At 59.1% G+C, this 14,501-nt stretch carries 12 protein-coding genes and 2 pseudogenes; 5 read left to right on the forward strand and 9 right to left on the reverse strand.

What is annotated here, in order from left to right; genetic code table 11:
- Positions 1–132 (forward strand): annotated as a pseudogene (locus tag CK228_RS33015) (IS481 family transposase); the annotation flags it as partial.
- A 161-nt stretch (positions 133–293) separates the two neighbouring features.
- On the opposite strand, the gene CK228_RS33020 reads toward CK228_RS33015, so the two are convergent.
- Positions 294–566, reverse strand: a complete 273-nt coding sequence (locus CK228_RS33020; RefSeq protein WP_199489650.1) for a hypothetical protein — start codon at positions 564–566, stop codon at positions 294–296.
- Positions 567–1,739: 1,173 nt separating this feature from the next.
- On the opposite strand from CK228_RS33020, the gene CK228_RS33025 reads away from it, so the two are divergent.
- Together CK228_RS33025 and rpoN are read left to right on the forward strand one after the other, a co-directional pair.
- Positions 1,740–2,273, forward strand: coding sequence for a peroxiredoxin (locus CK228_RS33025; RefSeq protein WP_063169380.1), 534 nt, complete (start codon positions 1,740–1,742; stop codon positions 2,271–2,273).
- A 68-nt stretch (positions 2,274–2,341) separates the two neighbouring features.
- The gene (rpoN, locus tag CK228_RS33030) at positions 2,342–3,775 is read left to right on the forward strand and encodes an RNA polymerase factor sigma-54 (RefSeq protein ID WP_063169381.1); all 1,434 of its coding nucleotides are present in this window, start codon (positions 2,342–2,344) and stop codon (positions 3,773–3,775) included.
- On the opposite strand, the gene CK228_RS33035 is transcribed toward rpoN, so the two are convergent.
- From CK228_RS33035 to CK228_RS33055, 6 genes and pseudogenes are all read right to left on the reverse strand, one after another.
- On the reverse strand, positions 3,772–4,398 hold the full coding sequence (locus CK228_RS33035; RefSeq protein WP_063169382.1) for a nitrogen fixation protein NifQ: 627 nt from the start codon (positions 4,396–4,398) through the stop codon (positions 3,772–3,774). The genes rpoN and CK228_RS33035 overlap by 4 nt on opposite strands.
- A complete protein-coding gene (locus CK228_RS33040) occupies positions 4,385–5,437 on the reverse strand; it encodes an LLM class flavin-dependent oxidoreductase (protein WP_063169383.1) in 1,053 nt (350 codons plus the stop codon). Before CK228_RS33040 ends, CK228_RS33035 begins: the two co-directional genes overlap by 14 nt.
- 138 nt (positions 5,438–5,575) lie before the next feature.
- Positions 5,576–7,177: an SDR family oxidoreductase gene (locus CK228_RS33045; RefSeq protein ID WP_063169384.1), complete on the reverse strand. Its 1,602-nt coding sequence runs from the start codon at positions 7,175–7,177 to the stop codon at positions 5,576–5,578.
- A 148-nt stretch (positions 7,178–7,325) separates the two neighbouring features.
- Positions 7,326–7,913 (reverse strand): nuclear transport factor 2 family protein, encoded by a 588-nt coding sequence (locus CK228_RS33050; protein ID WP_050580531.1) that lies wholly within the window; start codon positions 7,911–7,913, stop codon positions 7,326–7,328.
- 138 nt (positions 7,914–8,051) lie between these two features.
- Positions 8,052–8,213, reverse strand: a pseudogene (locus CK228_RS36185) (ferredoxin); the annotation flags it as partial.
- On the reverse strand, positions 8,204–9,382 hold the full coding sequence (locus CK228_RS33055; RefSeq protein WP_063169385.1) for a cytochrome P450: 1,179 nt from the start codon (positions 9,380–9,382) through the stop codon (positions 8,204–8,206). The gene CK228_RS33055 and the pseudogene CK228_RS36185, both read right to left, overlap by 10 nt.
- Before the next feature lie 1,487 nt (positions 9,383–10,869).
- On the opposite strand from CK228_RS33055, the gene CK228_RS33060 reads away from it, so the two are divergent.
- A complete protein-coding gene (locus CK228_RS33060) occupies positions 10,870–12,102 on the forward strand; it encodes an MFS transporter (protein ID WP_063169386.1) in 1,233 nt (410 codons plus the stop codon).
- A gap of 156 nt (positions 12,103–12,258) precedes the next feature.
- Here the strand turns inward: CK228_RS33060 and CK228_RS33065 are convergent, their stop codons facing one another.
- Together CK228_RS33065 and CK228_RS35070 are read right to left on the reverse strand one after the other, a co-directional pair.
- Positions 12,259–13,395 (reverse strand): ChuX/HutX family heme-like substrate-binding protein, encoded by a 1,137-nt coding sequence (locus CK228_RS33065; RefSeq protein ID WP_082826587.1) that lies wholly within the window; start codon positions 13,393–13,395, stop codon positions 12,259–12,261.
- Positions 13,396–13,446: 51 nt separating this feature from the next.
- A complete protein-coding gene (locus tag CK228_RS35070; RefSeq protein ID WP_126066777.1) occupies positions 13,447–13,770 on the reverse strand; it encodes a hypothetical protein in 324 nt (107 codons plus the stop codon).
- A 210-nt stretch (positions 13,771–13,980) separates the two neighbouring features.
- Here CK228_RS35070 and CK228_RS33070 point away from each other — a divergent pair, with 210 nt between their 5' ends.
- A complete protein-coding gene (locus tag CK228_RS33070; RefSeq protein WP_029356570.1) occupies positions 13,981–14,301 on the forward strand; it encodes an iron-sulfur cluster assembly accessory protein in 321 nt (106 codons plus the stop codon).
- The last annotated feature ends 200 nt before the right edge of the window (positions 14,302–14,501 follow it).

Genomic DNA, 14,501 nt, shown 5'->3' on the forward strand with positions numbered 1-14,501 from the left:
CATCGTGCCGCCGAACTGCCTGTCTGGCTGCACAGATACAATTGGCATCGTCCACATGGCAGCCTAAAGTCAAAAACGCCTATCAGTCGCCTCGCCCTGATCGAGGACAACCTGTTGAAGCTCCACAACTAGGTCGTCCAGCATCACAGTGAACCGCGTACGTAGTATTTTGTCGTAGGCGGCATTCTGGATAGCCGGATACGGGCTCTTCACCCGCTGCACCACCGATTGCGGGATGATGTCGCGAGAAACATTCACGGATTTCGTGAAAAAAGTGTACCCGCCGAAGAGCCCTACTCGCGGGGGCGGTGCAGCACCACCTCGGTGTCACTGCTCGTGTTCATGCGATGGACTAGGCCGGCCAGCTGTTGACGCAGCTCGCGGTAGTTGTAAGTCTCACCCGTGTAGACGAGCACCAAGTCAGGTCGGCCATCCCCCTGGAGCATCCTCGGCTGGCGGCCGCCCTGGATATCGATGATTGCCAGGCGGTGGTGTCCCAGCGCCGCAGGCCCGCCGATCCAAGTCCCCTCGTCGTCCGGACCGTGGTTCGCTATGGTGGCCGTCATATCGGCAAGCTCCCTTCGCGCATCGGGACCTCCGAGGTCTCGATTGAAGTCGATCCATTCACAGATGCCGCACAGGTTATGTCGCCGCATTTGGGCGAAGCAGATATAAGGCCAGTGGGAAACCATCGAGGCAAAGTGACGGATCTAGCCCAGCTACGATCCGCATCCGACATTGTCGGACATCGGACAGCACCGCGATTCGCTGCATAGGAAGCCTGGAGTCGCGATTTCCCCTGGGGGAATCAGCGCATGAAAGGAGAGCTGGGTCGTGTCTGCCGAAATGAGAAATTGCTCCCCCTTATTGCATCACCGAGGAATGTTACCCAGCGCGATAGACGGACATGCCCTATCTCCCCCCGTTGCAGCTGAGGGAGATAGGGGCCAGCTCTTCATTCAACCCTCATGGAGGATGATCAGCCCAGCCATTTCCATGCGCCGGCCTTCACAAGCCGTGCACCATTCAGGTTCTTTTCCTTGAAGCGCGACGATCCTTGTCAGACGTCGCAACACTTGCTGCCGAGAGCACGAGCTCTTCCTCGAGCATGCCTTGATCTGCGCCTCGAACGGCTCGCACATGCTGGGTTTCAACGACTTCGCAGAGGTTGATATTCTGCAGTGACTTCGTCTCGCTGCTGCACGGCATTGACGCTGGGAGCCATGCTCGCGTGGCGCAATTGTGCTGAAGCCGGTGCCCACGGCAACGTTTCTTAACCCGCCCCAGATCCTGGCGTTTGGCTATTTCCGACATTCGTGTCCGGCTTCGGACAAAGGCCGGGTTTGCCGAACGGAGTCGCACCCAATTTCCAGTGCTGCTTGAGCAATAATATCGACCGGCATTACTGCACAACACGAAAGTTGCTGCAAAAACCGAAGTGAACCCAAGGCATCGGGTCAATTGGCATGGCGCTTGCGACTCGGTCGATAGAACGCAGTCAAAATCACGGTTGCAGACCATGCCTACCTCTCAAAGCTCGATAAAGCACGCGAGCAAAATTCCCCGTCTCCGCGGAAGCTCGTCGCCGTTAAACGTGCCTGCTCGGGGGCGGTCTTGCACAAGACCGGTCCGAGGCAACCACGCCAAGGCGCGAGGCTGCCGGAACTGTCGACCGAAGTCGATGCCGCTTCAGTTTAACCGAAAAATGCACCGTACCACTTTGGCCTGGAAGCAAATCAATGACCTATAGAAAGAACGTTCCTCTCGTGACCTTTCGCACGCGTGTTCGCGATGAGTCGATCGGGGGGCCAAATCCTTATCAGTGGGAGAACAAGACCTCCGACGATTATTTCGGGGGCAAGCGCATCATCCTGTTCTCGCTGCCTGGCGCCTTCACCCCGACCTGCTCGACCTTCCAACTGCCCGATTTCGAAAAACTCTATGATCAATTTCTGGAACTGCGAATTGACGCGATCTACTGCGTCTCGGTCAACGATGCTTTCGTCATGAATGCGTGGGGAAAGTCCTTGGGGCTGCAGAAGATCGAGCTGATCCCAGACGGGTCGGGCGAGTTCACGCGCAAAATGGGCATGCTGGTCGCGAAGGACAATCTGGGCTTTGGCATGCGCTCCTGGCGATACGCCGCTCTGATCGACGATGGCGTGGTGGAGCAGTGGTTCGAGGAGGAAGGCTTCTGTGACAACTGCGAGACGGACCCCTATGGCGTTTCATCCCCGCAAAACGTTCTCGACAAATTGAAGGCGGCGGCATGACCCAGAAGTGGAAAGTCTCACACAACCCAAGCACACACTAGAGCCTCCTCGGCAGATCACGGTTCAACATGCATCTCTCAGCAAGCCTGCTTCAACGCCAGAAGCAACGTATGGTCTTATCGCCTCAAGCCATTGAAGCTATTCGCTTGCTGCGATTGACGCATACTGAACTCCATCAGCTCGTGCAGCAGGCACTCGAGAAGAACCCCGTTTTGAAGCCTGACCCGTTTGACGACGATTCGCCGCTGCCAGGGGTGGATCAGCGGAGCAGTCAAAGCAGAAGCGAAATCGGCGAATCGCCCATTGGCGGGCCGTCTGGCGGGCGCGGGCAATGGAAGTCGCAACGCAGTAGCGGCAACGATCGACCTGCCGTCGAGGAGTTTACCGCCCACACCGAAACATTGCACGACCATGTCGCCCGCCAGGTCGCCCTCAACCCGTTCACCCCCCAGGAGCGGCTGATTGCCGGACAGCTCGCCGCTCATCTGGAGGACACTGGCTATCTTCAGGTAAACCTTTTCGATCTGGCCAGGACGTTAAACGTTCGGCAAGCTGATGTGGAACGGGTCATCGGAATCTTGCAGCAATTTGATCCGCCGGGCATTTTTGCGCGAACTCTCAGCGAATGCCTGGAGATTCAGCTGCGCCAGCAAGACCGGTTCGACCCGGCTATGGCAGCTTTGGTCGCCAATCTCGAGATGCTTGCACGGGGGGATTTTCAGGGATTGAAGCAGCGTTGCGGAGTCGACGAGGAGGATCTCCTCGACATGAGGAACGAAATCCGCGCGCTCGATCCCAAGCCTGGAGACCGGTTCCAGTCCGGGACGCCGGAAACCATCGTACCGGACGTCTGGGTAATGCCCAAGTCCGAAGGTGGATGGCGGGTGGAGCTTGATCCGGCCACGCTGCCCAAAGTGTTGATCAACCACACCTATGTCGCCGAAATCTCGCAGCTGACCAAGCAAAATCCGGAAGGCAAAGCGTTTCTCGACAATTGCCAGGAAAAAGGGAACTGGCTGATCAGCAGTCTCAAGCAGCGCGCTAAGACGATCCTTAAGGTTGCGACCGAAATCGTGCGCCAGCAGGATGCCTTTTTTACACACGGCGCCGCCCATCTGCGGCCTCTCTGTCTCAAAAATGTCGCTGACGAGATCGGCATGCACGAGTCGACGGTAAGCCGGGTGACTTCGAACAGGTACATGTTGACTCCGCGCGGGGTGTTCGAGCTGAAGTATTTTTTCGCTGCGCCAATCGCATCCTGCGAGGGCGGCGATGCGCACTCCGCCAAAGCTGTCTGCCATCGGATCAAGGCAATCATAGCCGAAGAATCGCTCGACAAGGTACATTCCGACGAAGACATCGTTGCTCAACTCAAGGAGACCGGCATCGATGTCGCTCGCCGTACCGTCACCAAATATCGCGAGGCGATGAACATCCCTTCCTCCATACGACGGCGCCGCGATAAGCGTTTGTCCGCAGCTGCGATCAAGCGAAGTGACTAACCGACATTCGTGGTCGGCGAGAGGCGACTCTCAACTTCCTCCGGGCCGAAGCAGCTTTCGAAGTCATGGCATTCCCCGCAACTGGGTGCTGTGCATGACGAAAAGCCTTCGGCCTCACACAGCTTGCGGTAAAAGTACTTTTTCCATTTCATGTTTTCTGTGTTGCCTGCCGCCAGCGCGGGAAAATGTCTGGCAAGCAGGCGGCTGAGCTCAGCGCGATTTGAGAGGCCAAGATCCCGCCAAAGATGGTCCATGCGCATCGCACGCCGGGCGATGATCTTGGCCAAGCGGGCGCTCGCCGGGTCGGCCGGCGCAGCATGCGCTAGCAGCAGCCGGCGTAGCAGTTCCTCTTCCAGTTCCGGCTCGGGCTCGCTCAACTCCTCCAAAGCGAATACGCTGCTGGAGGTAGACGGGAAAGTTGCGGCCAAGACATCACGCAATTCGACAGACGAAAGGCCTGTCCCCTCCGTCGCCAACACCTCGCCCGCCTGGACCTCCTCAAGCGAACGTGAATGTACGCAGGGCAGCACATGCTGATCGAAGCTCCTCCCTAGCTCGGACCCACGCCATTGCGCGCTGGATAGGCAGCCATCATCGTAACGGCCGGCTTCAGCTTCCGGCATGACAAAGCGCCTTGTTGACCGCAGGGATGATCTTGTCGCCCCAGAGCTCGATCTGGCGCAGCATCGTCTTTTGGTCGAAGTCGCCCAATTGAGTCTGAACTGCGATCTGGTCCGGTTTCAAGATATCGATCTCTTCCAGCAGGCGATCAATCACGCGATTTACGCTGCCAATCGGCAAATTTTTGCGCATGGTCTCGAAGGACAGATCCTGCTGGGTCGGTGTCTCCTGCAGCAGGTAGCCATCGTGGCTCTGTTGGCGACGCTGATGCAGGGCTTCAGAAAGCCGGCGCTGGAAGCGGGCATTGTCGAGATAGCTGTTGATCTCCAACTCGTCGTGGCTGGCATAGCAGCAGCGCAGCAGCGATATCTTGACGTCGGTGACGTTCTTTTCCTCGGATGCCGCCGCCCTCTCGACTGATTCACGCAGTGTGGTCAAAGTCTCTAAGCCGTCGTGGAAGGCTGTGACAAAAAAATTGTGCCCCTCGCGGTAGGCCCGAGCCATCCGTGCGGCTCCGCCAGCGATCCAGATAGGCGGCGTCGGCTGCTGGACTGTGCGGACCGAAATCGCTGTTGGGGGGATCTTCTCATACTGGCCGTCGTGTTCGAAGACGTTTTGGTTGAGGCCCTTGAGAATGATGTCCAGGTATTCCGAAAAGACGGCCGGCGCCTCATCGATGTCCACGCCGAACCGTTCGAACTCGAACTGCTGGTATCCCAAGCCTACGCCGAGCTCGAGACGGCCGTTCGCAACGATGTCGGCGAAGCCGATCTCGGACAGCAGGCGCTGCGGTTGGTAAAGCGGCAGCACGCAGACGGCAGTGCCCAGGCGAATCGTGCTTGTCAAGCCGCCGCAGTGCGCCACCATCATCAGCGGGGATGGTATGAGGCTGTAATTGTTGAAGTGGTGCTCAGCAAACCACGCGGTGTTGAACCCAGCCTGCTCCGAAGCGACGGCCTGTTCGATGGAGTTGCGGATGACGCTTTCTGAGGATTGGTGATAGCCACGCTGGGCGGCCAGAATGAAAGTGGCAAATTCCATGATTTCTCCTCGTTATAGACACGTCAGCCGACCGGGAATGTGCTCGGCATGCGCATGCTTGGATCTCAAGCACCTCAGGTGCGTCGTGGAGCCGAGGCTTCATAATGCTCGGCCGGTCGCCCTGCGAAGGCCTGGCAATTAACCTGCGGCCTCCGCAAAACATTCGTCATAGAGCTCGCTGGCGTTTCCCGCATCACCGAACGAGGTCCAGCCGCCGTCCACGTAGAGGATCGAGCCGTTGATGTATGAGGCGTCAGACGAAGCAAGGAAGAACGATGCATCTGCGACGTCTTCTGGCCGTCCCATCCTGCCCATGGGGATGCGTCGTCCGATTGCTGTCAGGTCGATGCGGCCGGCTTTGGCCAACTGAGCAAGTGCGGGCGTGCGGATGTGGCCAGGAGCGACGGTGGCTGTCCGAATTCCGACCGGCCCGAGTTCGGCCGCCATGCAACGGGTCAGCATATCCATCCCCGCCTTGGAGGCGCCGTAGGCATGGCGCGGCGCGAACGGCAGAAAGCTGTCGATCGACCCGAGATTGAGGATCACGCCGCCCGGGCGCATAGCCTTGATCGCTTCGCGCGCGCAGGTGAAGGCGCCGGTAAGGTTGACATCCAGGACGTGTTCGAGCTGTTTCGACAGTTGCTCGATCGCAGGCACAATCCTGTCGGCGGTATCAGCACTATTGACCAGAACATCGATATACCCGAAGCGTCCCCTCAGTTCTTCGAACATCGACACCACATCGCTCTCGACGGCCACGTCCAGCGATTTCGCCAGATGCTTGCCGGGGAGCGATGTAGCCAGCTCTGCCGCTGCAGTGCCATCTTTATCAGCAATCACGACGGTGTCGCCGTTCGCGGCAAAGCGGCGAGCGACGGCCGCGCCAATGCTTTTTGCGCCACCGGTGACGAGCACGATTCGCGCATCTGTGCATTCGGCCGGACAGGAGAGCTCGGCTTGGAGCGCACCATCCACCGGCGGGTGAGCATCCCCCGGCTGGTTGAATGACATCCAGCCTCCGTCGACTGCCAGCACCGAGCCGGTGATGTAGCGCGCCTGCGTGCTGCTCAGAAAACGCACGACCCTGGCGATCTCGTCGGGGCGAGCCAAGCGCCCCATCGGCACGCGGCGGCGTATCGCCGCGAGGTCCATTTTGCCAGCGCGTGCCAGTTCTGTGACCATTGGGGTGCGGACGGAGCCCGGCGCCACCGCCGTGACGCGGATTCCTCGCATAGCCCACTCGCATGCAAGGGACTTTGTCAACGAGATCACGCCAGCTTTCGAGGCTGCGTAGGCGTTGCGCCTGGGATTGCCGACCACGCCCGCCATCGAAGCCACATTGACGATCGCACCGCCCGGCTTCATGCGCCGCGCCGCTTCCCGGGCCATAACGAATGGCCCAATAAGGTTCACTGTCACGCCGCGTCGGAAGGTATCGACAGCGGTGTCGATGATCCTATCCATCGTGGGTCCAACCGCCGCATTGTTGATGAGGACATCGATTTGCGCGAACCGTGCTTCGACCTGGCCGAAAAGTGAGAGCATGTCCTTCTCTCGCGACACATCGCACTCCAGACCGACGTGCGGCGACCCGAGATCCCGAGCCAGTTCAACCACACCACTGCCCGGAAGGTCCACCGCAACTACAGTGTCTCCGTCCGCGGCAAGGATATCGACCAGGGCACGGCCGATCCCGCCCGCAGCGCCTGTGATGATTACGGTGCGTGCTGCCAGTTTCACGAGAGCTTCTCCACGATGACCGCTTGTGATCTCAGCCCATCAACCTTGGGCGGAATGAAGGGCCGAGCCAAATCGTTGCAGTGACCGCCAGTCGCGGCCCCACACAGATGTCGTTCCCGTAGGGCGCTCATCCTCCATTCCTACCCACTTATGCAGCTCCCAGTTGGGGACCCTCGACGCCATCTTGGTCGGTGGGGATGTGACCCTTGAGCAACTGGTAGATGGGATCGTCTGGATGTGGTGCTCCAATCGGCTGTCGCCGGCCGAACCTATCTGCCTCAAGAATCGCTGGCGGGATTTGCTCCTCAACCCAATCGTAGACGACTGTCCGTTCCGCAATTCGCCACTCGTCCTGCCTCTTCTGAAACAGATCGCAGTAACGGCCGCAAAGCAGCGTCTGACGTATTTCTTGGTCTGTATCCGGTCCGCGTTGCAGCGCGGTGAAATAGCTCTCGACCGCGGCCTCTGCTGAACTGATGAAGTCGATCAGGCTGTTCGTGATTTGATGGATGTTACGGTGCCCCGGCAGACCGAGAGCAAATTGGATGAAGTCCTCTGCCGGTCCGCAATAGGGACCGTGCCTGTCATACGCTTCGGGCCAGTATGCGCTACGCAGCGCCGCCTCATCGGCGCGGTCTATCCCGCGGCAGTACCGATACAGGCAGTTGCGGATCGCCTCTCGGTCACGCAGTTCGGTAATTTTCGCGTGGTCGACAGGGTCTGTCGCGAATTGTATGATTGTTTTGTCCTTCCCGATGCCAGTCTGCACTTTGCGTGTGTCTCTCTCTACAACTGAGTTAGCGGGGGGCTCGTCAACTTCCAGAGCTTGTTCGGGGCAGGCTCGTACCCCTTTTGAGGCAAGCAGTTGCTCCCCATCGGCAACATCAATATCACCGGGCAAGATGTAGCCGGCGTCATCAAGCTTGAAGACTCTCGGCGCCCGCGCCCAGCAGCGCGCATGACCCTGGCATCTGGCTTTATGTACGACGACACGCATAGCGAACTCCAATGTCGTTGGCTGAAACTTCAGGACCATTCCAGGATCAGATTCTCGATCCCGAACACATGGCCGCCGAAGGTGATAGGTTCAGTCCCTGTCTTGATCCGAAAGGCTGGGATGCGCGCCAGCCACTCCTCCAGGCCAATGACAATCTCCCGCCGGGCAAGGTGTGAGCCAAGACAACGATGGGGACCATAGCCAAAGGCAGCGTGCCGGTTGTCCTCGCGCGCCAGATCGATCTCATTCGGGCATTCGAATTCCGCCGGGTCACGATTGGCAATCATCGTGGCACAGGAAACATAATCTCCCTTGCGGATCGGCGCGCCTTTGAAGTCGACATCCTTCGTTGCCACTCGGATCATCTGAATGGTCGAATAGGCGCGCAGCAATTCTTCCGCAGCGACGGCAATCCGGTCAGGTTCGCTTCGTAGCAATTCCTGATCTTTGGGGTTGCGCGCGAGATGGGCCAAGTCGAAGCATATGGCTGCTGAGACCGTGTCGAGTCCCGCGACGAACACAAGCACGCCGATGCCACGGACTTCTTCGTCACTGAGCAGACGACCCTCGACCTTTGCCTTCACGATGAAGGTCATGAAATCATCGACCGGCTCCTTGCGGCGCTCGGTGGCAAGTTCGTCGATGAAGGCCACGATCGTCCGGGCTGCGGGTGGTCGTTGCTCCTTATCGCCGTGGAGCAGATCTCTAGCCCAGCCGACAAATGTTTCTAGTCCGTTGTCCGAAAGCCCAATAAAGCGAAGGAAGATATTGACCGCGAACGGAACTGCAAAATCCTTCATGATGTCGCAGCTCGTGCCTGATGCGGCGATCCTGTCGATCAGCTTGATCGCTCGTTCCCGGACAGCCGGCTCCAATGCCATTACCCGCTTTGGCGAAAGCAGCGGATTGAGCAGTGAGCGAAAAACACCGTGGAATGGCGGATCGAGCTCAAGCGGGATCATCGGCCAGCTCTCGCCGAGCACAGAGGCGAAGATGCTGCGATGGCTGGAAAACGTTTCGGTGTCCTGCAGCACCCGGCGCTGGTCGCTCGCGCGAGTGATGACCCAGGTACCCCGACCGTCGCGCGTGTTGCTGGTTGAATAAAAGATCGGAGGCCCGGCATGAACGCAAGCAACCGCTGCATGCGGATCCCCGTTAGCCGTCGGCAACATGCCGGGCGACGTAAACAGGTTGAAGTCCCTCACCATTTCGGGCGGGACATGATCTGGAACCGGCCGCGATTTAACCGCGCCAGAATCGAGAGACCGTTCATGAGATGCTGTCGGCATTTGCATGCAATCGTCGGTGCAAGCTCCGTGCCGAATTCGTCTTTCGATAATCCTTGCCGTTTGCTGGGCAACAGGTGGCGCCTGCGCTGACTTGCTGGTCGGGATTGCAACATTCTTGTCCAGCGTCGGACACAGAATGTAGAATGCTAGACAGCGACTTGGAGCAACTCAACTGGTGGGATCGCTAGCCGATCATGTGCCCGGGGAGCATCCAGTTCGAAAGCTTGCGCTAAGCGGCTTGGTGACTTGGCCGAGGTCACCAGGTGGAAACGACCAACACTTGGGGTGAGCCTAGTGGCGCTCCCCTCGATGATGTCTGGCGGGGTGGTTAGCCGCCTCCGTAGGACAAGATCAGTCTACACGAATGGACTATAGCCTCTCCTCGCATGCCTCATTGGCCGTCCTTCAGAGCCGGCCACACGAGCTTTTGTCTTTCAGCAGGGCGTTTTTCTCGCCAGCTACAGAGCCACACCGACGCCATTAATGAGCGTCCAGTCGACGGGTTGGATGGCCCTGTCCATCTTGCCCAGCACCTTGGCTTAGCATTTGCCGGTGCGGCGGAAGCCTTCAAGACGCAGTTCTTGACCTTCTCCAGATCAGCCTCGGATGGATATCGGCAAGGGTTCAGCTCGTCCTTTTGAACTTGCGCATCTTCGTGTTGGCCAACCCCAGGCCGCCCGACATATTTGCGGTCTATCCGGCACCTCAACTTCGAACAACCTTGCGGCAAGCTCTTGGGATAGCCCACGCTCGTGCCTCCACCACCCGCTCAGCAGAGCCAGATTTGTCGTTGATGGCACGGAACTTGCGGAGTCATTCGCAGATGCGTCACGGACCGAGAGTGTCGTCCCATGAATTCGATCACCAAAAAGGCCGCCCGACGTTGCTGGGACCGCCTGCAATTACCTTATCCCAGAATTGGGAGCAACGGCTTCAAAAGGGATAACTCATCACCTCAATTTTGTCGATCGCGCGGCCATCGAACCGCAGCCATCGATCAGACTTCCGCCTCGTTGCACTCATTGCGACCGCCTTGGTGCTTGCGACAACCGCTCAATTCTGGCTGCCAGGATAACCACATATGGCGACGGAACTTCCTGCTTCAAAGCAATATAGAGATCGTCGATCATCCCCCCATCAAGGCCTCGATCGAGGACACCGCGTTCGGCTTGCTTGGTTCGCAGTGAACAGACCGCACTTCGACGAATGCGATCGATGCGACCGCGCCGAGAACTCTCCCGCATTGTCGACGGTTGGGTCCGTCGGCCCTCCGATGAGGCCTCGGATGCGTCGGGCTCCGAGGCCTCGACTGATGCCGACTGGCCGCCGCCGGAAGGTCTCGCGGCTTTGATCCCCGGCGATGTAGCCACCCCTGCTGCAACAGCTCCTAGCCGGAGAACTCATTCATGACCGAATCGGCGACAGATTTAGTGGACGCGGCTTTGTTCGACCGAGATCGGCTTGACCCAGAAAGTCCCTATCAACGTTCTGGCCCTGCATGGGGTGCCATCATTTCGCTTTCCTTCGGCACCTTCGGGCTTGTGACGGCAGAGTTTCTGCCCGCCAGCGTTCTGACACCGCTCGCGCATGATCTCCGTATCACCACGGGCACGGCTGGACAGGCGCTAACAGCGGCCGCAATCGTCGCGGCGATCTCGGCACCGATAATCGCCATCGTGACAAAGCGTCTGGACCGCAGGGTCGTCATCTGGGCGATGACGCTCCTGCTGATCCTGTCGAACGTTCTGGCGGAGGTTGCGGGGTCGCTGCCGGTTTTGCTGGCGGCACGCGTCGTCCTTGGCATATCGCTTGGTGGTTTTTGGTCAATTTCGGCAGCGTTGGCGATGCGGCTGGTTCCAAGTCACCTCATGCCGCGCGCCATGTCGGTCATCCTCACCGGCGTTTCTGTCGCCTCCGTCTGCGCGGCTCCAATCGGCGCTTATGTCGGTGACATTTGGGGATGGCGAGCCTCGTTCAAGGTCGCCGCAATCGTGAGTGCCGTTGCGCTGCTCGTGCAACTCGTAACCATTCCGCCACTGCCTCCGATCGAAGTGCGCAGATTCCGCAGTCCGCTGGATGTCGCGAAGAATCCGGCGATGAAGGTTGCGGTGCTAGTCGTGCTATTGGTCGCTTCCGGCCATTTTGCCAGCTTCGCCTACATCCGCGCCTTTCTCGAGAGCGTTCCTGCGCTCGACAAGAAGTCAATCCCGCTCGTGTTCCTTGCTTTTGGCACGGCCGGCGTCTTCGGCAATTTAGCCGGCGCATTCCTCACCAAACACAGTCTCAAGGCGGTCGCGGCCCTGCCGCCCCTGCTCATTGCCGTAGCCGCTGTCTCGCTCCTGACCATGAGAGCATCGGCCTTGACCTCGGCAATTGCAGTTGCCGTATGGGGCTTTGCTTTTGGCGCGGTCCCGGTCGGATTGCAGACATGGATGGTGCTACGCGCCGCTCCGAAACAGGCCGAGAGCGCTGGTGTACTGATGGTCATAACCTTCCAAGTGGCCATCGCAGCCGGCACAACTTGCGGTGGCCTATTGGTGGATCACACGGGTATTGCCAGTGTCTTTGTCTACAGCGCGGTTGCCACGTTCCTCGCTGTCTTGACAGTATTTTTGCTCGGCCCGAACCGCAAAACCTGACCGCCTGGTGGGGAGTGACGGTCGGCGGCGTTCACGCTATTGTCACCTCTGAGCTCGGCCCAAAGGCCGCGGCTTCGTCGTAACCATGCGGTCGATGGGGCAGCGCCAAATTGCTTCCTGCTCATCGCGTTGCGATAATACAGCGCGCTTATTGCGTCATCGTGTCCCCGGTCTCGGCTTCAATGCCCGGCTACTGGCTGCGGAGGCAGATGGGCGCCGGCGTCCCACCGACGACGATCGGTCTTTTCTCATGTAGCTGTCGGGGAAACGAGGCAGGTTTTCCGCCAGAACCCGCCAGTCGTCGCGCTCGCGTTCGCCTTCCTTGCGCGCACCGAACAACTGGATGATGATCTTGCCGTCGGACCCATATGCTTCGAGCGAGGTGACGTGACTGTCATTGGTCGGCTTGCGCACGGCCCAAACCTCACGGATTTGGTGGGTCCTGAGATGCAGCCGGAACGTTTCGTCCAGCACATGGATGCACGGCCCGATCTGCTTGACCGACTTGATTAAGCCGGAATGGGTCTGGATAGAACCTCGGTTGCCGACGAAGCACATGATCGGCAATTCGTCTTCGGCCGCACGCTGGAGCACGGCGCCAACTGCGGCATTGTCGAGCAGCCAAGCGTAATCCTGGCCGACCATGCGCAAAGCCTGGCAGCGGCTGAGCTTGAGCGTCTTTAGAAGGTTGACGTCAGTCAGCCGGCTCCAGTACTCGCGTAGGTCGTCCACCGTGCCGGCCCAGTCCGCAGTCCTCGCGCCCAGGTCGGCTACTCTCGCCTTAAGCGACATGGTCGGCTCCTGGTTGGCGGATACGAGCTCGGCCACCAGCTTTCGATAGGCATGAAGGTTGGAGACCGGCCTGAGATGCACCTTATGCACTGCTGCGCCGGCGGCGTCGAAGAATTGCAAACTGCGCTGGATTCCGCCGCGATGGCGCCTTTCAACAGCGAAACCATACCTCCAAGCCTGCGGGAAGACGCGAAGGTCGAATTCGTCACCAAGGACCATGGCGTGATTGTTGCCGGTTATCACTCTGTTGAAGACGCCAATCTTTTCGTGCACGGCACCTTGATTGCGGGTCAGCGCCGTCACTTCGCCCACGAATTCGAGGCCCGTCAGAAGGTGATTGACGCGCGGGTCGATGCGTGCCGCGCCGAAACCGCAATGGGCCGCGACCAGTTCCGCTTCCGAAATGGCCAATTGGGCGGCGAAATCACGCGCGGGAATGTTCGGACAGACTTCCCACGCACGCCGGATTTCGTTGGGCGACCGCTTCTTGCGCTGATCCATGTTTTTACCCCTGCCCCGTTCTTCTTTTGACGATCGATCGAAAAACGGGCCTCAGGGATGTGCACGGCGGACGCGATCGATCGTCAGGCACATGCCAGTCGAATCCTGTCTCCGGGCGGTCAGCGGCCAATCGCCGGTAGCGAGCGATTGTTGGGTGGTCGGCGCCAATCGGCCGATCGAGCATTCGGGTACCACCGGCGGTGCTGCTTTCCCACCAAGGCGGGTCTGATGGATCATATTGCTTTCCTTCGTTCTTCGATTGCGAGGGCAACCCAAAGGTGAATCGGCCGGCAATTTTGCCGCCGCAACGAAGGCTTCACAAAAATCGTGCCAGTTGCTCCGCGGCAAGCTCTGAACATCTTTGGCTCTGTTCATTGCTTTACGCGTGAGTGCATCGCGAACTCAGGCGCCCTTCCTGTGACGCGGACGCGACAAACCCGACAGTAAGTGTCGGTTGTCGGACGTCTCCCCAGCAATCGAGCATAAGAGACGTCGGGATGTCCTACGGTTTTTGACACGTCTTCCCTTTGGCACGGTCCATGCGAGATGATCCACGAAAACGCCGGACCGAGGAGAAATCGAGCCATGATTACGCTCACCGACAACGCTGTTGCCGCCATCAAGGCCGCTCTTTACCGCGCCAGCGAGCCGGCGGAAGGATTTCGCATCATGGTCCATGCCGGCGGCTGCGCCGGCTTCCAATACTCAATGGGCCTGGAGAGCGTCTCACGTGAGGGCGATGCGATCATCGAGCGAGATGGGCTCAAGGTGTTCATGGATAGAGGCTCCCAACCCCATGCCGCCGGCATGACCGTGGACTTCGTCACTGGGCTCGAAACATCCGGCTTTGTTTTCGATAACCCCAATGCGCGTGAGACGTGCGGCTGCGGCAAGTCCTGCAAATGATTGCGAGGGAACAGGCTATGTTCGACTATAGCGACGCCAAGGAATACTGCGTCGAACCGGTAACCGCCGGCGCTCTGGAACCGGCCGACACGCACTGTCGGCCCGGAACAATTGCGTTCGGTGATGCACCAAATCGCGATCATCGATCGTTGCCGTGGGCAAGCAAACAAAATTGCCCGAAACAGCTGAATTCCCGGCGG

This window comes from Mesorhizobium sp. WSM4312, from assembly GCF_002294875.1.
Lineage (GTDB): Bacteria > Pseudomonadota > Alphaproteobacteria > Rhizobiales > Rhizobiaceae > Mesorhizobium.

What these genes read in the sequence shown, in the direction of transcription:
- CK228_RS33020 (WP_199489650.1), bottom strand. Translation starts at nt 566, where the DNA reads ATGACGGCCACCATAGCGAACCACGGTCCGGACGACGAGGGGACTTGG.
- CK228_RS33025 (WP_063169380.1), top strand. Translation starts at nt 1,740, where the DNA reads ATGACCTATAGAAAGAACGTTCCTCTCGTGACCTTTCGCACGCGTGTT.
- rpoN (WP_063169381.1), top strand. Translation starts at nt 2,342, where the DNA reads ATGCATCTCTCAGCAAGCCTGCTTCAACGCCAGAAGCAACGTATGGTC.
- CK228_RS33035 (WP_063169382.1), bottom strand. Translation starts at nt 4,398, where the DNA reads ATGCCGGAAGCTGAAGCCGGCCGTTACGATGATGGCTGCCTATCCAGC.
- CK228_RS33040 (WP_063169383.1), bottom strand. Translation starts at nt 5,437, where the DNA reads ATGGAATTTGCCACTTTCATTCTGGCCGCCCAGCGTGGCTATCACCAA.
- CK228_RS33055 (WP_063169385.1), bottom strand. Translation starts at nt 9,382, where the DNA reads ATGGTGAGGGACTTCAACCTGTTTACGTCGCCCGGCATGTTGCCGACG.
- CK228_RS33060 (WP_063169386.1), top strand. Translation starts at nt 10,870, where the DNA reads ATGACCGAATCGGCGACAGATTTAGTGGACGCGGCTTTGTTCGACCGA.
- CK228_RS33065 (WP_082826587.1), bottom strand. Translation starts at nt 13,395, where the DNA reads ATGGATCAGCGCAAGAAGCGGTCGCCCAACGAAATCCGGCGTGCGTGG.
- CK228_RS35070 (WP_126066777.1), bottom strand. Translation starts at nt 13,770, where the DNA reads ATGAACAGAGCCAAAGATGTTCAGAGCTTGCCGCGGAGCAACTGGCAC.
- CK228_RS33070 (WP_029356570.1), top strand. Translation starts at nt 13,981, where the DNA reads ATGATTACGCTCACCGACAACGCTGTTGCCGCCATCAAGGCCGCTCTT.